The sequence below is a fragment of the Arcicella sp. GW821-FHT09D11 genome (assembly GCF_059416265.1).
This window is the reverse complement of record NZ_JBWKOV010000004.1, coordinates 39,119-58,488: the sequence shown is the minus strand read 5'-3', so window position 1 is coordinate 58,488 and position 19,370 is coordinate 39,119. Positions and strand designations below refer to the sequence as shown.

The 19,370-nt window shown below is 37.3% G+C and carries 21 protein-coding genes; 11 read left to right on the top strand and 10 right to left on the bottom strand.

Annotation, left to right across the window (positions count from 1 at the left end; genetic code table 11):
- Positions 1–27: 27 nt before the first annotated feature.
- Entirely contained in the window at positions 28–288 is a 261-nt protein-coding gene (locus AC07N0_RS13080) for a hypothetical protein (protein ID WP_492800068.1), read from the bottom strand.
- 644 nt (positions 289–932) lie between these two features.
- On the opposite strand from AC07N0_RS13080, the gene AC07N0_RS13075 reads away from it, so the two are divergent.
- From AC07N0_RS13075 to miaA, 3 genes are all read left to right on the top strand, one after another.
- Positions 933–2,144 (top strand): trans-sulfuration enzyme family protein, encoded by a 1,212-nt coding sequence (locus AC07N0_RS13075; protein WP_494589522.1) that lies wholly within the window; start codon positions 933–935, stop codon positions 2,142–2,144.
- Positions 2,145–2,345: 201 nt separating this feature from the next.
- Positions 2,346–3,434, top strand: a complete 1,089-nt coding sequence (locus AC07N0_RS13070) for a complex I subunit 1/NuoH family protein (RefSeq protein WP_492800070.1) — start codon at positions 2,346–2,348, stop codon at positions 3,432–3,434.
- Positions 3,435–4,150: 716 nt separating this feature from the next.
- Positions 4,151–5,074, top strand: a complete 924-nt coding sequence (gene miaA / locus AC07N0_RS13065) for a tRNA (adenosine(37)-N6)-dimethylallyltransferase MiaA (protein ID WP_494589521.1) — start codon at positions 4,151–4,153, stop codon at positions 5,072–5,074.
- A gap of 197 nt (positions 5,075–5,271) precedes the next feature.
- Here miaA and AC07N0_RS13060 read toward each other — a convergent pair whose 3' ends face one another.
- The 3 genes from AC07N0_RS13060 to AC07N0_RS13050 form a co-directional block, all read right to left on the bottom strand.
- A complete protein-coding gene (locus tag AC07N0_RS13060) occupies positions 5,272–5,871 on the bottom strand; it encodes a beta/alpha barrel domain-containing protein (protein WP_494589520.1) in 600 nt (199 codons plus the stop codon).
- Between the two features lie 66 nt (positions 5,872–5,937).
- Positions 5,938–6,420 (bottom strand): DUF6169 family protein, encoded by a 483-nt coding sequence (locus tag AC07N0_RS13055; protein WP_494589519.1) that lies wholly within the window; start codon positions 6,418–6,420, stop codon positions 5,938–5,940.
- Complete coding sequence (locus AC07N0_RS13050; protein ID WP_323253084.1) at positions 6,401–6,538, bottom strand: hypothetical protein; 138 nt, start codon at positions 6,536–6,538, stop codon at positions 6,401–6,403. Before AC07N0_RS13050 ends, AC07N0_RS13055 begins: the two co-directional genes overlap by 20 nt.
- 612 nt (positions 6,539–7,150) lie before the next feature.
- Between AC07N0_RS13050 and mnmA the strand changes: the two genes are divergently transcribed.
- The 3 genes from mnmA (at position 7,151) to AC07N0_RS13035 (ending at position 9,707) form a co-directional block, all read left to right on the top strand.
- Positions 7,151–8,287: a tRNA 2-thiouridine(34) synthase MnmA gene (mnmA, locus tag AC07N0_RS13045; protein ID WP_309923976.1), complete on the top strand. Its 1,137-nt coding sequence runs from the start codon at positions 7,151–7,153 to the stop codon at positions 8,285–8,287.
- Between the two features lie 4 nt (positions 8,288–8,291).
- Positions 8,292–8,567: an ArsR/SmtB family transcription factor gene (locus AC07N0_RS13040; protein WP_492800077.1), complete on the top strand. Its 276-nt coding sequence runs from the start codon at positions 8,292–8,294 to the stop codon at positions 8,565–8,567.
- Positions 8,568–8,630: 63 nt separating this feature from the next.
- Entirely contained in the window at positions 8,631–9,707 is a 1,077-nt protein-coding gene (locus AC07N0_RS13035) for an alkene reductase (RefSeq protein ID WP_494589518.1), read from the top strand.
- A gap of 415 nt (positions 9,708–10,122) precedes the next feature.
- Here AC07N0_RS13035 and AC07N0_RS13030 read toward each other — a convergent pair whose 3' ends face one another.
- The gene (locus tag AC07N0_RS13030; protein WP_494589517.1) at positions 10,123–10,608 is read right to left on the bottom strand and encodes a peptide deformylase; all 486 of its coding nucleotides are present in this window, start codon (positions 10,606–10,608) and stop codon (positions 10,123–10,125) included.
- Positions 10,609–10,646: 38 nt separating this feature from the next.
- On the opposite strand from AC07N0_RS13030, the gene AC07N0_RS13025 reads away from it, so the two are divergent.
- Entirely contained in the window at positions 10,647–11,237 is a 591-nt protein-coding gene (locus tag AC07N0_RS13025; protein WP_494589516.1) for an aminotransferase class IV, read from the top strand.
- 119 nt (positions 11,238–11,356) lie between these two features.
- Positions 11,357–11,689: a DUF6984 family protein gene (locus tag AC07N0_RS13020; RefSeq protein WP_494589515.1), complete on the top strand. Its 333-nt coding sequence runs from the start codon at positions 11,357–11,359 to the stop codon at positions 11,687–11,689.
- Positions 11,690–11,719: 30 nt separating this feature from the next.
- On the opposite strand, the gene AC07N0_RS13015 is transcribed toward AC07N0_RS13020, so the two are convergent.
- From AC07N0_RS13015 to AC07N0_RS13005, 3 genes are all read right to left on the bottom strand, one after another.
- Entirely contained in the window at positions 11,720–12,340 is a 621-nt protein-coding gene (locus tag AC07N0_RS13015) for a hypothetical protein (protein WP_494589514.1), read from the bottom strand.
- A 30-nt stretch (positions 12,341–12,370) separates the two neighbouring features.
- Complete coding sequence (locus tag AC07N0_RS13010; protein ID WP_494589513.1) at positions 12,371–13,468, bottom strand: DUF4172 domain-containing protein; 1,098 nt, start codon at positions 13,466–13,468, stop codon at positions 12,371–12,373.
- Between the two features lie 391 nt (positions 13,469–13,859).
- On the bottom strand, positions 13,860–14,801 hold the full coding sequence (locus AC07N0_RS13005) for a DsbA family protein (protein WP_494589512.1): 942 nt from the start codon (positions 14,799–14,801) through the stop codon (positions 13,860–13,862).
- Positions 14,802–14,988: 187 nt separating this feature from the next.
- Here AC07N0_RS13005 and AC07N0_RS13000 point away from each other — a divergent pair, with 187 nt between their 5' ends.
- From AC07N0_RS13000 to AC07N0_RS12990, 3 genes are all read left to right on the top strand, one after another.
- A complete protein-coding gene (locus AC07N0_RS13000) occupies positions 14,989–15,282 on the top strand; it encodes a winged helix-turn-helix transcriptional regulator (protein ID WP_494589511.1) in 294 nt (97 codons plus the stop codon).
- A 728-nt stretch (positions 15,283–16,010) separates the two neighbouring features.
- Positions 16,011–16,274, top strand: a complete 264-nt coding sequence (locus AC07N0_RS12995) for a hypothetical protein (RefSeq protein ID WP_494589510.1) — start codon at positions 16,011–16,013, stop codon at positions 16,272–16,274.
- A 231-nt stretch (positions 16,275–16,505) separates the two neighbouring features.
- Positions 16,506–17,114, top strand: coding sequence for a class I SAM-dependent DNA methyltransferase (locus tag AC07N0_RS12990; RefSeq protein WP_494589509.1), 609 nt, complete (start codon positions 16,506–16,508; stop codon positions 17,112–17,114).
- A 29-nt stretch (positions 17,115–17,143) separates the two neighbouring features.
- Here the strand turns inward: AC07N0_RS12990 and AC07N0_RS12985 are convergent, their stop codons facing one another.
- Both AC07N0_RS12985 and AC07N0_RS12980 read right to left on the bottom strand, forming a co-directional pair.
- The gene (locus AC07N0_RS12985) at positions 17,144–17,929 is read right to left on the bottom strand and encodes a sulfite exporter TauE/SafE family protein (protein WP_494589508.1); all 786 of its coding nucleotides are present in this window, start codon (positions 17,927–17,929) and stop codon (positions 17,144–17,146) included.
- A gap of 345 nt (positions 17,930–18,274) precedes the next feature.
- Positions 18,275–19,150 carry a TraB/GumN family protein gene (locus AC07N0_RS12980; RefSeq protein WP_494589507.1) on the bottom strand — a complete coding sequence of 292 codons (876 nt, stop codon included), beginning with the start codon at positions 19,148–19,150 and terminating at the stop codon, positions 18,275–18,277.
- Positions 19,151–19,370 lie beyond the last annotated feature (220 nt).

Genomic DNA, 19,370 nt, shown 5'->3' with positions numbered 1-19,370 from the left:
TTGAGAAGTGTTGTACATAAATACCGCCTAGTCAATATCACGTGGACGGCTTTTTCCAACAGAATAGATTTTTTTGATGAGGTATTCCGTATTTACCTCGTCTTCCCAACTCCCGAATGACTTGTGGTAAGCTTGCTCGACTTCGTCCTGATGTTCCTTTGTTTCTTTGGGCTTCTTTTCAGAAGAAATCGTTATCGTAAGTTCCTCTTCATTTTTGAAGAGGTCTTTAATAGTTTTCAGTAAACTATCATTTATTTCGGTAGGTTTGATATAGTAAGTTGCATGCATAATTTTAATACTTTTTCCGATTTTTATTATTACTATTTTAGATTTACGCTACGTAAGAATTGACGGTAATTTTATAAATGCTGAGATTGGATAAAGTATTGAATAAGCTATACTATTTTATCACAAATATATCATCCGTGGGGAATTTTCAAACAAAAAATTGAAAAAATTACATATTTTAAAGCCTATAAAATGATTTTATTGCAGAAATACTGACAATTATAGAAATTTTCAATATAACGTAATGAGATATAGTATATGTCCATGATGTATATCTCGTATAGTTACCTAATAATGGATGAATGCAATATGTCCGCGATGTACGTCTCCTATCGTTACCTACAACGGCTGAATGCAATTCAGCCCTACAGGTAGGGACATATTGCATATGTCCACGATGTATGTCCGCAATGGATGTCCCCTATCGTTACCTACAATGGCCGAATGAAATTCAGCCCTACTGGGAGAATAAACGTAATTAATTACCTACTTATAAAATTCATCATTAATCTAACACTTAACTAGCCTACTAAATCTATGATTTAGTAGCTTTTTTGTTTTATCTTTACGGCTATTATTAGCTTCTGACGATTATAATGAAGCCACTAATCATTCCATGTTGAAATTATTTTACGGAGGACACGATGAAAAAACAGACAAAAGCCATCAGAATTCAAGCAGAACGTTCACAAAACCGTGAGCACTCTGTTCCACTATATCTTACTTCAAGCTTTACGTTTGAAGATGCTGAACAAGGACGTGCCATTTTCGCAGATGAAATGGAAGGCAATATCTATTCTCGCTATATGAACCCTAACGTAGATGAGTTCGTAGAAAAAATGTGTATGCTTGAAAATACTGAAGACGGTATCGCTTTTGCTACTGGTATGGCTGCCAACTTTGCTGCTATGGCGGGTTTATTAAAATCTGGCGACCACGTGGTGGCTTCAAAAGCCCTTTTTGGTTCATGTATCCAGATTCTAAGTAAAATCCTTCCTAAATGGGGTATCACTACTACTTTTGTGGATGGACACGACCTTCACGCTTGGGAGGCTGCTATTCAGGATAATACTAAATTCTTATTCTGCGAAAGTCCTTCAAACCCGGGCTTGGATTTAATCGACCTTGAGGCGATTTGTCAGCTAAAAGCGAAACATAACTTGATTTTGGCTGTAGATAACTGCTTTGCTACACCAGTGATTCAAACACCAGCCGACTGGGGTGCTGACTTGGTAATTCACTCGGCTACAAAATATATTGACGGACAAGGTCGTGTGTTGGGTGGTGTAATATGTGGTAGAGAGTCGTTGATTAATGAAATCCGTTTCTTCTCACGCCACACAGGACCGTCAATGTCGCCTTTCAATGCTTGGATTTTATCTAAAAGCTTAGAAACCATCCATTTACGCATAGAGAAACATTCAGAAAATGCGTTCAAACTGGCGCAAGCATTAGAGAAAAACCCTGCATTGAATGCTGTAAAATATCCATTCCTTACTTCGCATCCGCAGTTTGAATTAGCTAAAAAGCAAATGAGAATGGGTGGTGCTATCTTGACGATTGACATCAAAGGTGGTTTTGAAATGGTAAACGAGGTATCGAAACATATCAAAATTGCGTCTATTTCACCAAACTTAGGCGATACTAGAACTATCATTACGCACCCTGCTTCAACAACGCACTCTAAACTAAGCCCTGAGCAAAGAGCCGAAGTAGGTATCACCGACGGCTTGGTAAGAATAGCAGTAGGCCTAGAAGCCGTTGAAGATTTGATAGAAGATTTTGAACAAGCATTAGAAAAAGCAACGCAGCTCCAACTTGAAGAAGAGGAAGAAGAAACAGCTGTGGCAGAATAGTCTTTTTAAAAAATATCGTTTTCCGAGCCATACTTTTACTGAAAGCAGGATTATTAAGTGCTAACCCTTTCTATTAGCAGGTGACTTAAGTCACCTGCTAATAGAAAATGAATTTTATCCCTAGCGAGGGACTTAAGTCCCTCGCTAGGGATAAGGGTAAAAATCAGTAAAAATGACTTGGCGAAAGAGTCTCCTACAACAATGTATATAGCCTTACTTATTTGTCTGAGTTTAGTATTAGCCAATGTCGTAGTTGGTGTATATGCCGAACGTAAAGTTTCTGCTTTTATGCAAGACCGCCTCGGTCCTATGGAAGTAGGGAAGTATGGTTTGCTCCAAGTAATAGCCGACTTGGTTAAATTACTTCAAAAAGAGGACATCGTTCCTGCCTTGGCCAATAGAAAACTCTTCTTGGTTGCTCCATGTATTATTTTCGTGGCTATTTTTGCTGGCTTCGCCGTGTTGCCTTTGGGCCCTAGCGAATACCTTCAAGGTTCGCAAGCGGAGGTTGGGCTGTTCTATTTATTAGCGGTAATTTCTATCGACATCATCGGTATCCTGATGGCGGGCTGGGCTTCTAACAACAAATATTCTTTGTTTGGCGCCATGCGCTCTGTAGCACAGATTGTTTCTTATGAAGTACCTTTGGGGCTAACCGTAATCTGTGTAGCGATGATTTCACAAAGCCTTAATTTACAAGAAATTAGCTTACAACAAGGGATTTATACCGAAGAAACCAACTATTTATTTGGCTTGAAGTTTCTGGATATTGATGTTTCAAAAGTGGGGGGATTTCTTTCATGGAATATCGTTCGTGTTCCGTTTTTCTTCCCTATTTATGTCATCTTTTTTATTGCTACTTTGGCGGAATGTAACCGTGCTCCTTTTGATTTGCCCGAGGCTGAATCTGAATTGGTAGGTGGCTTTCATACAGAATATTCGGGGATGCGTTGGGCGTTGGTGTTTTTGTCGGAATACGGTATGATGTTACTGGTAAGTATCCTTGGGGCAATTTTATTTTGGGGTAGCTGGAATACGCCTTTCCCAAATATCGGCTTTTTAAGGTTAGCCGACTGGACTTCTGGCGAGCCTAATACTTGGGCTGGTGCGCTCTGGGGTTTTTTCTGGCTGATTGCTAAATCGTATATAGGGGTATTTATTCAAATGTGGATTCGCTGGACTTTCCCTCGTTTACGTGTTGACCAATTGATGTATCTTACTTGGAAAGTCCTCACTCCTTTCGCTATTCTAGGCATCTTTCTTTCGGCTATTTGGCGGTTGTTGATGTGAATTAGTTGTGAGTGAGTGAGTTAGTGAATGATTGATTGAGTTGTGAATTTCGCCTTTGTTGGTGTTTTTCACCAACAACCTAAGCGTCAGCAACCTATCAACTTCATAGTTGGATTTTATTGTTTCTTTGGAGTGTGCTTGATTTGTTGGTGAAAACACCAACAAAGGCAATTTAAAGCTCCCCTCTCTGAAGGAGCTATGGTTTATACATAAGTTTTAGGCTCTCTTTAAATGTTTAAATGGAGATGTGAAGCTGATAGAAATAGGTTTAAATCAATGTTTAACAACCTCATCCCCCAGCCCCTGTGCGGGTCACCCTCCTCCTTCAGAGAAGGGGAGCAGACTCTAGGGGCGAGAGCTCCCCTCTCTGAAGGAGAGGGGTTGGGGGTGAGGTTTTTAGCCTTTAAAACCAAGCGTTGAAGCCCTCATCTCTAGCGAGGGACTTAAGTCCCTCGCTAGAGATAAGTATCTTATTATTAATACTTTTCGGCTGGAAGCCTTATAATAGTCGTCACTCGTTAGAAACGAGCGACTGCGTAAAAATTATTATCCTCAAAAACCTTTCCTATTAGCGGGTGACTTAAGTCACCCGCTAATAGGAAAGGTTAGGACTTAAAATACCGACAACCGATAGCTTAATGCTTACACCCTTTAAACATAATCACTAATTCACAATTCACTAATTCACAATTCACTCAATCACTAACTCACAACTAATGCCCCCACTAATCGTCATACTCGGCCCAACTGCTAGTGGAAAAACGCATTTGGCTGTACAACTCGCTGATATCATTGATGGTGAAATCATCAGTGCGGATTCTCGGCAGGTGTATCGAGGGATGGACATTGGTACGGGTAAAGATTTGGACGAATTTGAGATTCAAGGGAAAAAAATTCCACATCACCTTATCGATATTATCGATGCGGGTGAAAATTATCATATTTACCAATTTCAACAAGATTTTCAGCAAGCTTACAACGATATTATTCAGCGAGGTAAAACACCGATTCTGTGTGGAGGGTCGGGTATGTATTTAGAGGCTGTTCTGAAAGGTTATGAATTTACAGCGATTCCGATAGACTTGCCCGCCAGAGAAAAATTACTGGAAAAGTCTATAGAAGAGCTACTTAGCATTTTTGAAGAGCACAAAAGTATCTATTCTGATAAGTCGGATACCTCTACCAAAAAGAGATTAATCAGGGCTATCGAGATTAACGTTTTCTTGAAAAACCACCCTGATTTCAAAATTAAGCCACAAAACGTTCCCAAAGCCATTATTTTTGGCTTAAACCCAAGCGTAGAACTCCGACGCGAACGCATCACCAAACGCCTATCAGACCGTTTAGCCAACGGTATGATAGCAGAAGTACAAACACTGTTAGCCAAGGGAATCCCTGCCGAAAAACTGATTTTTTACGGACTAGAATACAAGTTTATCACCCAATATATCAATGGAGAAATAGACTATCAAACCATGTTCGAGAAGCTAAATGTAGCCATCCATCAGTTTGCAAAACGACAGATGACCTACTTTAGGAAGATGGAAAACAACGGCTTAACAATCAATTGGTTAAGCCCAGAACTACCGTTTAATAAAATTACAGATACTATTTTAAGGGAAATTGCTGATTTTCAATAGTTTTCGTCTATTTTTACTCGAAATCTAAATCTAAGGCATAGTTTTTTTACGTATCTAATGTAAGAAAATAAACCTGAACTTAACATCAAATCTACCGTTATGGCTCTAGCAATTTTATCAATCATGTTATTGGGTATGGGAGTGTACCTTTCGTTCAAAGTAAGTACACACAGAGATGACAAATATCCTATGAATAACTAACCATCTGTTTCAAGTAGCTCAAGAATATTCATTAATTCGTCGATATCTCCAAATCCTGGTCGGATTTCGTCGTTACCTTTTAGGGCAAATCCCTTCAGTTGGGTTTGTTCTAAAAGGTCATTAATGTTTGATTCCTTTACGCCAAAACCTAACAGTATTGGGTACTGAAATGACCATGCGTCTATCTGACTCAGGGTGGCATCGTCTATTACGCCAAACTCATCCGAACTTTCCAATAAAAAATATTCAACCATTCCCTTGGTTGTCTGAAACAACGCAGGAAGGTTTGCCGTAGCAAAATCTACTTTCAGGATGATAGGCAAGTTTATTCTTTGAATCTCAGCTAAGTGTTCCCAAGCACTTACTTGTAAATAATCAGGCTGAAAGGCCTCTGCCAATTCGGCGATTTTAGCTACGTCGTTAGTATCGGTTTCGCCCACTACTTGTACGCCAGCTAACCAGCCACGCATTTCTTTATATTTCTCAAAATCGAGTTTATCCATCGAAAAACCCAACAGGTCTACTCCCATTCCTGCACAATAGCGTGCGTCAGAGAGGTTATTTAACATTGATACTTTTACGGTTGTTTTAAGCATAATTTTTATATGGCTTTCGGACTTCGGCTATCAGCTTTCGGATGCCTGATATGAGTACTAAGCTTTTTATCCAACGATTTCTAACCAATTTACATAGCTCTCGAATCCCATATCTTCTTTTAATGATAAGATTCCTACATAATTATCATACCCTTCAAACTCAATTTTTCTGAAATGTGCTTGATATTCGTCAGTAGCAAATGATGCGTACCACCATTGAAATAACCTATGTCTTGCTTCTGCTTTATTATCAAGTCCATCGCATATATATACAATGGCGTGACCATTTTCTTTCATAAAATAGTCTATCATCTTATGAATCGTATCCTTAATTCTAAAGTCTTTTGTTTTTTGTAAGTCTTGTTGATTAATAAGTGTAAAATCATAGACATTAAACCGTTGATGACAGTCTTCAGTGAAATAATAATCCGCTTTTTTGAATGAAGCAATATACTCTATTTCGTGGTCTGTTTTAAAATAAAAAACAAACCCATTCTGAGTTTGTTCTAAAATATTTATTTGATATGGATTATATCGTTTTGATGACATTCCCTTTTAAATAATCTAGCTCTCCTGCTCTTACTTTTCTTATAAGCTCTTTTTTTTCTTCTAATGCCTTTTTAAAATCTTCAGGCATTGGCTTTCTAATTTTTGTTGTATTTTCCATAATAGTATATGTTTCGTACACAATATTTTATGTACAAAATTAACAATTTGTTGTTAATTTCAACAACTTTTGTCAGTTTTTAATTACAGTTATTCAGCCTTTGATTCCTATGACAAAATTAAGGGCGAAATGTACAACTAATCACCAACTCACTCAATCACTAACTCACAATTTCCCATCCGAACCAAAAAATCAGAAATGATGTTGAATATTATTGTAAATTTGTGACATAGTAATTAGTGATTGGTAAATAGTGATTAGAATTTTATTTAAGACCATGTTTAAAAATTATATTTTGTTTATATCCAAAAAGCAATATTTCCTTTCGTAAGTCCTTACTTTTCTTGTCTTGACACAAGAAAAGTAACCGCAGCGGTGGACCGCAAAAGAAAGTTAAGAAATTCCAATCGCATCGGCGAACCGACTCGCTATCGCTCAAACAGTGGAATTTCACTAAATGCTGACGCCCAAATTGGATAAAACTTTAAGTAATAAATCTTTTCGAAATTTAAACATACTCTAAAAGCGGATACTCCAATCACCAATTACTAATTACCAATCACTTAAAAAAACAAACCCTTAAAACGTCAGGCCTTGAACCTGAGCAGTACAATGAGCAAACACGGAAGAATTTTGGTCGCCATGAGTGGCGGTATCGACAGTTCAGTAGCAGCAGTTATGCTACATGAAGAAGGCTACGAAGTAGTTGGAATGACGATGAAAACTTGGGACTATGCCTCGTCGGGCGGAACCAAAAAAGAAACAGGTTGCTGTTCTCTTGACTCCATCAACGATGCCCGCAACGTGGCGGTATCACTCGGTTTTCCACATTATATTTTAGATATCCGTAATGAATTTGGCGATGCCGTCATTGATTACTTTACGGGCGAATACATCGAAGGGCGTACACCCAACCCATGCGTAATGTGTAATACCCACATCAAATGGGATGCACTTTTGCGCAGAGCCGATAAATTAGATTGCGAATTTATCGCTACTGGTCACTATGCTAATATCCGTGAAGAAAACGGCAGACACATCATTTCAAAAGGAGCTGATACTTGGAAAGACCAAAGCTATGTACTTTGGGGCGTTTCGCAAGAAAGTCTGGCACGCACAAAATTGCCTTTAGGCCACCTGACCAAAGCACGCATCAGAGAAATGGCTACCGAAAGAGGATTCATGGATTTGGTGAATAAATCTGAAAGCTACGAAATCTGTTTTGTGCCTGACAACGACTACCGCGGTTTTATCAAAAGAAGAGTAGAAGGACTAGAAGAAAGGGTAAAAGGCGGTAACTTTTTGGATACCGATGGCAAAATATTAGGCAAACACGAAGGTTACCCGTTTTATACTATCGGTCAACGCAAAGGCTTGGGCATTGCCTTGGGTTATCCAGCCTTCGTAACCGAAATCAGAAAAGAAACCAACGAAGTAGTGTTGGGACGTGATAAAGATTTGGAAAGAGACGGCATGGTAGTAGGGCAATTGAACTTATCAAAATATGCCTCTATCGATAATCCGATTGAAACCATCACCAAAGTACGCTACAAAGATGCTGGTACGCCTGCTACTATTTGGCAAGAAGGCAACAAAATAAAGGCTCATTTTCATGATGCTGTTTCGGGGATTGCTCCGGGGCAAGCGGCAGTATTTTATGAAGGCGACGACGTAGTAGGTGGCGGTTGGATCATGAAATCGTTCAAACAAGATGCTACTTCAGGTATTTTTATGGCTGAAGTAAACTAAAAATATGCAAGAGACCACTCAATTTATTGAAAAAAGCACCAATGCAATAGCTGATAGTTATCGGCTAAAAATCCTATTGGAATTATCCAAAAAAGGAGAAATGTGTTGTCGTGATGTTCAAGAATTGATTGGTCTCTCTCAATCTACCTGTTCACATCATATCGGTCTATTGATTGAAAGCGAGTTGGTGGAATCTAAAAAAGAGGGAAAATTTCATAAAATTTCCCTGAATCGCGAGAATTTTAAAAAACTTTCAGCCTTTTTTCAGGAACTTTCTTAGGTATTTTTGGTTTGTTAACGTATCGAAAAGATTCGATGTATTAGCAATCTAAAAAAAATAACTATGAGTTATCAATTATTCTCTTCTGCCAAACTTGGCAACATTGAATTAGCCAATCATATCGTAATGGCACCCATGACTCGCTCTAGAGCTATCGGCAACATTCCTACAGCGTCAGTGGTTACTTATTATGCACAACGTGCCTCAACAGGGTTAATCATTACCGAGGGTACTTCGCCATCGCCTAATGGTTTGGGCTATGCCCGTATTCCAGGGATTTTTTCGCCTGAACAAATAGCAGGCTGGAAAGCAGTAACGAGTGCGGTGCATGAAAAAGGTGGAAAAATATTTATCCAATTGATGCACTGTGGTCGGATAGCACATCCAGCCAACTTGCCTGAGGGAGCGACTATCGTAGCGCCATCGGCAGTAGCGGCGGCTGGGCAAATGTGGACAGACACAGAGGGAATGCAACCACAACCGACGCCTTCGGCACTAACGATTGATGGTATCAAATTGACGATTGCAGAGTTTGTTCAGGCTGCCAAAAATGCTGTTGAAGCAGGGTTTGATGGCGTAGAACTTCACGGAGCGAACGGTTATTTGATTGACCAGTTTATCAATACAAAGTCAAACATTCGTACAGATGAGTATGGTGGTGACATTGCAGGTCGCGCTAAGTTTTTATTAGAAATAGCGGCTCAAACGGTGGAGGCTATCGGTAAAGAAAAGGTGGGTGTGCGTCTTTCTCCTTATGGAGCTTTTAATGACGTAGCTATTTTTGATACCATCGACACTGATTATCAATACATTGCAGAGAAATTAAACGAAATTGGCGTGGTATACACTCACTTGGTTGACCATTCGTCAATGGGTGCGCCAGCAGTTCCTAAAACTGTGGTGGATAATATTCGTGCGGCATTCAAAGGCACGCTTATTTTGTCAGGTGGATATGATGTAACTCGTGCAGAGGCTGATTTGGAGTCGGGCATAGCAGATTTAATTGCGATTGGTCGTCCATTTATTGCTAATCCTGATTTGGTAGAACGCTTAAAACAAGGTGCTGAACTAGCAACGCCAAATCCTGATTTGTTCTATTCTGGTGGGGATGAAGGGTTTATTGATTATCCAGCACTTTAAGAGTGATGAGTTTTGAGTGCGGAGTGAGTATTTCGGATGTTTAAGGACTAATCCTTTCTATTAGCGGGTGACTTAAGTCACCCGCTAATAGAAAAGCGACTAACTCATTGATAGCAAACAGCTCACCTTTCATTACAGATATGTAGATAAACACCATTTTATTCTCGCTGTTCGATTTGTTCCGAAGGGCAAATCGAACGATGGATAAAAACGTTCTCTGAACGTAAAATGCTAGCTGTCATAGCTATTACTTTGAGAAGAAATGTTGTGCAACGCTTGACAATCACAGATTGTCACTTATCTGAGCCACGAAGTCAGAGACTTCGAGGAGCGAGGGGTAAAGTAATATTTTATGCGGAAATATGAGCAAAAAACTCTACTTACGTGTAAAATATTCCACATTCAACCCTTATTATCAGCTTCGCCATTTAAAAGCCTTGTCATCCACAGCCCTCATGGTACATAAAATGCCATTCAGATGGTCGTATTCATGTTGTAAAAGTTCAGACAGAGCATCCTCCATATGCCAAGTCTGCAATTGCCAATTTTCATTTAAATAATTTATCGTTAGCGACCTGTGCCTTTTTACCTTTACCAAAAGATTCGGAAAACTCATACAATCATCCCAAAGTTCAAACATCTCTTCACTGACATTCTCAAAAACAGGGTTGATAAACACCACAGGTTTATCGATGTTCATATAAATCAGGCGTTTCATAATACCCAATTGTGGCGCAGCAATAGCCCGACCAAAATTGTATTTTGTCCTGATTTCCTCCATCACATTATGCAAATCGGACACCCATTCTTTCACAAGCGGTAGCTCGTCGTGGGTGATAGGTTTTGATATTTCGTACAAACGTGGGTCACCAAGTAACAATAAATCATTCAGATGTTTCATATCTTTGAGGTTGATTGACGAACAGATGTTTACAAGCTATGCAATTATTAGAAACCATACAAATCAAAGACGGGAAATTTCAGCATATAGCCTATCATAATCAGCGATTTAATGCTTCTCGCAAGGCATTATTCCAAATAGATACCGCAGTAAAGCTAGAAGACATCATCCAAGTTCCAGAAGATTATACTACTGGCACCGTGCGTTGTAGGGTATTATATGAAGCAAATATTCAAGAAATCACCTTTGCTCCTTATATTTTTAAAGATATTCGGCATTTACAAGTGGTAGATGTTCCCACGATAGACTATTCCCATAAATACGCTAACCGACAGGTCTTTGCCGATTTACTACAACAATATCCACAGGCCGACGAAGTAATCATCGTACAAAATGGTTTGATAACTGACTGTACAATAGCCTGTTTAGCTTTTTATGATGGCACTGAATGGTTCGTCCCTGCCACTCCCCTATTAAAAGGCACTCGCAGACAGCAATTATTAGATAAAGGATTGGTAAAAGAAAGAATCATCAAAACTAGTGACCTAGGTACTTTTCAGAAAGTATGTTTAATCAATACCTTTAGGGATTTGGATTTAAGCGTAGCAGTAGATTTACAGTACCTGTAGCACGAGTTTTCAACTCGTAAGTAAATAATATACGAGTTGAAAACTCGTACTACAGACTCAACCTCGTGGTACAGATAAATGACAATCTCTGATTGTTATAAACACATATACACAGTTTTATGAATATCAGGAAAGCCTTACCTAAAGAAGAAAAGCTTTTAACGCATTTGATTTCAAAAGCCTCTGTAACTATTTCTGATAATTGGGAAGAAAAGTTGTTAGTATCACCCATGAATGATGGAGGAATGGGAAGCCTTACCTTATACCCTGAAGGAATAATACACGAAGAACGTCAGTTTGGAGGAAAAATTAGTGAATATTTATTCTTAGATGAAGATGGTACGACTGTGATAGCTTCTTTGAATGTAGATAAAAAAGGAAGATTATTTGAACTTGATATTTGGAAAACGGATTATTCTCCATTGATTAGTTTGCCTTCTAATTACAAGTGACGCTTCGATTAACACTTGAACCAGCAGGTGTTATTTGACTTTTAAAAATTTCTCATTAGCAATTTCCTTAATTTCTTCTTTTATGACATCTCTATAAATAAAGAAACATATAAGATTATCATAATTTTTATTGTAAGGAATATTTAGTAGAAAAGAATTTATTGCTGTGTTGGGAATAGAAGTTTTAATAGCCTCACATTCATAGTATTCAAATTTATATATAAACTCATCCTTTCTATTCACAATCTGAAAGAAGGAATTTAATCCTTTTTTAGCGCTTATAAAATTGGATTCTTTTTTTAAATTACCACAGTATTTACTAATGAATTCATCCGTATTTGCATTAGGGAAAAAATACAATCCTTCTTTATAATTTATTACATTTAAAGAATCAAAGGTTTTGTCATTTATTAAACTATTCTGTATTGGAATAAAATAACGCCTATAGTAGAAGTCAATCATATGAATTGATGTATTTTTTGACGCTATTATTTCACTTTCTTTGTATTGATTGATAATGTAGCCTTTAAGACTCACATCCTCACAGGTAGAAAGTTTTTTTTGTGCATTTCCAGCAAAAAAAAGAGAATATTCAATACGAAAATTAATTTTATAGATTTCATTTATTTCTTTATTGTATATAACCAACACTACGCCAAACTGGGCTGGATTAGTATATCCTCACTCCAAAATAATATAGTAGCTCGTACTTCGTCCGCCACCTGTTTGAATCAATATGTTTTTTTGTACCAAATCTGCTAAATCTCTGGTAGCGGTTGCCTTTGAGGTTTTAGTGATGGATTGATATTTTCGGGCATTCATACCGCCCTCAAATGCTTCATCTTGCAGCATTTTATAGATTACTTTGTGTTGTTTTACATCCACGAGGGGCTTTATTTTATCTAAAAATCTGGTTTTTTTTATTGTAAAATGTACTGTGTTAAAGAAATCTTTCTGTGCATCCAATACAACTTCACCAAAATACGCAATCCAATTGTTTACATCATTTCCTCGCTGAGCATTTTTTAATTGCTCGTAATAACTTGTCTTATCTGTTGAAATGGTTGTAGAAAGACTGAGCAATATAGGACTTTGTAGGTGTTGTGACAAGGCTTTTTCAGCAATAATTCTTCCGATACGGCCATTACCATCTTCAAAAGGATGAATACTTTCAAAATACAAATGTGCTAAACCCGCACGAACAATAGCATTGTTCATTGGCGTTTCTCCTGTTGGATTTGTTTCATTAAACCATTCTATAAAACGTTTCATTTCACTGGGAACATCTTTAGAAGGCGGTGCTTGAAAATGAACTATTTCTTTACCAATTGCTCCCGAAACAATTTGCATTGGTTCTTCGTGGCTACGCCATACGCCTGCATTGATGCTGGTATTACCAAACATAATGGCTTGATGCCATTCAAATAGCATTGTTTCATCTAAAGGTTTCTCAAAATGTTCTCTGGAAGTAACAATGGCACGAGCAATGCCTATAGACCGTTTATCTTTAACCGATTGGATATTGGTATTATAGCCCAAGTTAATTTTTATCGAAGACATTACATCTTCTCGACTGATTAACTCCCCCTCAATGGCAGAGGTTTTAATTGCTTCTTTTACCAATAAAGTAAGTATCGAAGCATCCTTTTCTTCTTGAGCTAATAACTGAACTACACCTCTATTTTGTCCTGCAAGTGAATGAAATTGCTTATCTACTTCATCGTAAAGATGAATATCGTATTCAAACTTGGGCCAGCTTTCAAATTGCCAATTATACATAATGAGCCGATTAAAATGTGTATTCGGCTCAAATATAGCAAAAAAATGAGCCGAATAAAGAAATTAATTGGCTCATCGACAAAAAAGAAGCTTTTGATATTGGTTTGTGAAGGTAAAATAGCGAGTTTGTTTTTATGTAGATTGGTAGGGTACTTGCATCACTTTGGTCATTAGTTTACTAAAGTAAAAAGAGCGTCGTTACTCTTTAAACAACCGAGGATTAGGGGAAGAAAGATGCTATGCTTAACTGTAACACGAGTTTTCAACTCGTGCATCATTCACTTACGAGTTGAAAACTCGTACTACATTTGTAAAGCAAAAGTGCTTCAAACCAATGAAGGTCTGAAGCACATATGAAGGGTACAACTATTTCAATCTTTTCATAATTAGGTTATGTCGTTGGGGTTTGGTCTTTATTGATAGTCCAGATTGTCCCGTTTTTGATGTCTGTTCTACTGAGTTTGCCTTGTGTCGTTAGCTGTTGTAATAACATTTCGCTGTCTGACTTCGTATTACCACTTAATTCTGCAAATTCTCGGGTTGTTAAACGTGGATACTTGTTAAATAAATACTCCCAGCTAGTATCATATTCATATTTTGTGGCTTTGGGGAATGTCTTTAGTATGGCATTTTCAAAAGCTTGATAAGGTCTGAAACCATATACTGTTTGTGTTTTTAGGTGAGAGTCATCCGAGAAAAACAACGTCGGGAAGCCTCGCACGCCTAGTTTTTGAGCCAACGCCAAATCTTCCTGAAACAACTCTTTGGCTTGGTTTTCATAATCATGTTTTAATAATTGACTATCCAAACCTATTTCGTTGGCAGCCAAGCTAAGGTGTGCCCAGTTAGTAATATTCTTCTTTTCTAGAAAAACCATTTCTCTTATCCTCCTCATGAACAACACAGCCTTTGCTTCATCCTGTAGCTGAGCGGCTTTGAAAGCTATTGAAGGTGGAAAAGATGAATGTAACGGGTCTTCTAGCCAAACATCCCCGTCGATAGGCATATCATAATACTCGCTTACTTCGTCCCAGTGGTGTGCCACATCAGAGGGCTTTGCGATGCCTCCACTGTTAAAATAATTCCAATTGGGTAGCAGTCCACCCATACGGTACTCAATCTCAACAACTGTTTCGTATTCGAGTTTAAGTTTTCGTAACTGAGGCTCGATACCCCAGCACGAAGAACAAATAGGATCAGTGAAATAGATTATCTTAACAGGTTTTTTAGGTTTAGAGGTAATATCTTGATGTTCGTCGGTTGTGTATGTGATAGGCATTTCACACATCCCTTTTTCTATGTCACACAAAAGTGGATTATTGTTTTTAATCATTTTTTAGGTCAATAGTTTGTTGTTACTAAAATGTTGTTATGGAAATTGCACTCAGATTGCTTTTTGTTGTCTTTTACCTTTTTAAAGCGTTCTGTATCTTTTAAAGTTGTAATTTCGTTGTAAAGTTGAACACAATATAAACACCAATCAATTAGTCAGAAAAAGCTGACTACTAAAAAGATTAAACATGGAGCCCGAGAATAATTGCCCTGCCGAAGGACTTTTAAAAATACTAACTGGCAAATGGAAGCCACAAATATTCCGCCAAGTGCTCGAAGGACCTGTCCGTTTCAATTCACTACTCCGTCAAATAGAAGGTTCGAACAAGCAGTCGATAGCAGTTGCCCTGAAAGAGCTAGAAGAACAGGGATTATTAGATAAAATCGTTGTAAAGCTAAAGCCTTTGCATGTAGAATATACCTTGTCTGAAAAAGGGGAATCACTCATTCCTATCTTTCGTCAATTAGAAACTTTGTCTTAGGGTAAACCTGTAAAATTCCCTGTAGTTTAATTTAAATTACTTAAATGTAGGGCTGAATTGCATTCAGCCTTTATCGGAAACGGCTGAATGCAATTCAGCCCTACATTAATCTATACCTCTCCTTGTTGAAGTATATTAATTTAGAACAGTTTGGAATAGCGATTATTCAAAGTTAAGACATGGGATAAACTTTATTAACTATTACAATGGCAAAAAAAAGCTTTTATAAATTAATAGGTATTATAGCTATATCATTTTCATTTTTTTTACAATATAACACCCCTATTGGAATATTCCATGAAATGGATCTTTATGCTTCAGTAGATTGGAGTAATATTTATTATGTACATACACAAAGTCCGTGGTATCAAATCACTTTTTTATATACCCTACTTTTTATTAGAATAAGTATTCTTATTTCTTTATTTTATCAATTAAGACGCATTTTCAAAGGAGTAATAATTTTCAGTTTAATACTTAATTTAATAGCAGGAATTAATTTAAGGTTAGGAAGTTTCTGGCTTATTTGGAGGTTATATGTTCCCTTTTTAATAATAATGATATTGTGGGTTGTTTTGTCCTTTAAATTTATACAGGAAGAAGAACTATGAAGAATAAACAAAGTTTTGGTAATAGCCTACTCTTACTGCTTCACGAAGTCAGAGACTTTGTGAGAGCGAGTTATCAACATAATCTGTATATTTGATTTATGATAAAACAACAATAATATGCTTACAGCCATAGAAGGTATTTATGATAATGGTCAGATAATTCTAAAAGAAAAACCAGCTCTTACCCATAAAGTAAAGGTATTTGTGATGTTTATGGAAGAGGAAGTTTTAGAGCAACTAGAAGAGACTCAGGTAATGGTTTCTAGTGCTCCTAGTAAAGGTACTTTGCGAGGAGCTTGGAAAAATATCGACTCAAAAGATAAAGAAGATATTAAAAATCACTTTGAAAATCTCCGAAATGAATGGGAAAGAGATAATTAATTGATACCAATATTGTAACAAAATATTTTGAAGAAACACTTTCAGTACATGGTTTATCACTAATTGATAAAATACCTACTCACTAGCATTTTGCTAAATTTCCTCGCTTGACGAAGTATAAGAATTGGAATAGCGGGCAGTGTCAGTAGCACGAGTTTTCAACTCGTGGAATAATGTACGAGTTGAAAACTCGTGCTACGATTGATGCATTAAATCACTCAATACATATCTATGGAACAAGGGGAAAGAAAGAACGTTTATGAGGTTTACAACAAAATAGCTACATGGTTTGCTGAAAATAAAGGCGATAGTTTAATAGAAAAACATTGCCTAGACGATTTAATACAGCATTTGCCTGTGGAAGGCACGGTTTTAGATCTAGGCTGTGGAACAGGAAAGCCCATTCTGGAATATCTTATTAGTAAAAACCTACATGTTGTTGGCGTAGATGCCAGTAGCAAAATACTCGATATTGCTAAGGCTAATTTCCCGTCAACAACATTTATTTTACAAGATATGCGTTTGTTAGATATAGATAAGCAATTCGATGCCATCATTGCGTGGCACAGCTTCTTTCATCTCCCAGCTTCTGACCAGCCATTGATGTTTGCCCTTTTTGAAAAACACCTAAACACTAATGGTATTTTAATGTTTACTTCTGGTAACGAAAACGGTGAAGCTTGGGGAATGAATGGTGGCGAAAACCTATTTCATGCTTCCTTAGATTCAAAAGAATATGAAAGACTCCTGAACGAGCATCATTTTAAAGTATTGAAACATGTTATTAACGACCCAAATTGTGGTAATGCTACCGTCTGGATGGCACAGTATTTACCGTAATATGAAGAATATAAGTAATATAAATTCCTTTAGGCTGTCTTCCAAATGTCATAGCCAAATCTGGCAATAACGGCCGTTACTACAATCAAAAAGAAGATTCTTACAAAGGAACTACCCTTTAATAATGCTAATCTTGTCCCTATTATCGAGCCTGCAATATTGGCAATACCCAGTGGAATAGCTACTTGAAAAAGTACATCGCCCGACGACATAAAGAAGATAATCGCAGGAATATTGGAAGCACAATTCAGTATTTTAGCATAGGCGGAAGCATGGAGGAAATCTAATCCAAAAATAGAGACAAAGGCAAAAATTAAGAAACTACCCATTCCTGGTCCAAAAAAACCATCATAAAAACCAAGGATAGCTCCTGTGAGTAATGCCCCTATCAAAAACTTTTTACCATCATATTTAGGGGTATGGTCGGTGCCCAAATCTTTTTTAAGGAACGTATAAATCAATACAAGTACCAACAGTGCCAGAATAATGGGTTTGAGTAGGTTTTTATCTAAGGAGGTAACCAGCCTAGCTCCCATCAAAGCAAATAAACTGGTGACTATTATCGCTGGTACAATTACCTTCCAATCTATTTTTACCTTTCGTACATATTGCGAGGCCGACACCAACGTGCCCGACACAGAGGCTAATTTATGCGTCCCCATAATGGTAGGAATGGCATAATGAGGAAGAAAAATCAATAGGGCTGGGAGTTGAATTAGCCCTCCTCCACCAACGATGGCATCAATAAAACCTGCCAAAAAAGCAAAACAACAGAGCAATAGTAATGTTTGGAGTGTAATATCGTCTAGTAGCATATTTTAAAATCGCACCTACCTATATCAAAGATATAGTTAGTAATACATTGAATAATAATCAGTTAGTTATCAAAAACAATTATATTTTAAAGCATATATAATTCGTTTTGCATGGCTAAAGTTATGATTATTTTGTGGGATTTTTATTGGGTGTAGAGATTATTGGTTTAATGAAATTATTCCATTGTTTATTGACAATATTGGACTTGCATGGTGGACGAATACAATTCGTCCCTACGGAATAGCTTGGTGCTTCGGAGTTTGGAACATTATAAATCATCAGCAGTCTTCGATTTGCTGATACTAGTCTGCTACCTGTGTAAAACAGTAAAAAGGCTATTATACTTATTTGATTTTATTAAGTCTTATTGGTTCTACCTTATACCCTTTACCACGTAGTAACGCTATTAGCCCAGTTTTGTATTGTAAATGCCCAAGTCCTACGGCAATGAAGCAAGAGCCTTCTTTGGTTTTACTGATAATCTTAGGAAGCCAAATTTGATTTCTTTTTATCGTACCCTCCTTAATCCATTCTTCTTTTGGTTCTTCATTTAGCGCCATATCTGCCTGCATAGATTTTTTGTAGAGGGCTTCATCCAACGTTTTAATGTTTATCAGACGATTAACATTCACTTTGCTCTCAATTAAATATACTAAAGTTTTTGCTGCTGTTTTATAATCATACTTTTGGGCTGACTCTGCCATTTCTACAGGTTCATCCAAACCGAATGTATTTCTCTTCAGGCTATCTTCCATATACGTATGAATATATTCATCGAAAAACATCGCCTGATTTTTGGTTTCTTCTTCATTCAACATTACAACAGCCTGTAACATCGCCATTAATGATGCATCATTATTATGCGGTTTGATACTTCCAAAGGGTGATTTTGTAAAAAAACTATCTACTAAGGCGTATTCTTGGGCTGTAAAAATAGCATCCAAAGCTGGGGTTTTAATATCTGCATATTCAACATTGCCAATGGCGTTTTCAGCTTTTTCAAATATGCCATATTTACAATTGTTAATGATGTTTTTTAGCTGAGGAAAGCTGTCTATCAATTGAAAACTTACGGTATGGAAAGTACCAAATAGATAGGATGTCGACGGGAGGTTGTTACCTGTTATTTTCCAAAGTACCGATTCTTTTTTTTGGGCTGTCGCCAGAGCAGGGACTAATAAAAGTAAGAATATGATGGATTGGTTTATTTTCCTTGACATAGCTATTATAATTAGTTTAAATCAGTAGGGTCGTATTGCATACGACCTTTTGGCGAACGAATGATAGTACGAATTGGACGACGAAAAGGACGAATGCAATTCGTCCCTACTTTTTTTTATGCTTTACAATAAAGATATGAGACGGTAACTGCAAGGATTACCGCTAATGTCGTCCTAATCTTGAGTTTTGTTTAGCACTTAAATTAAAGTAGTGGAGGAA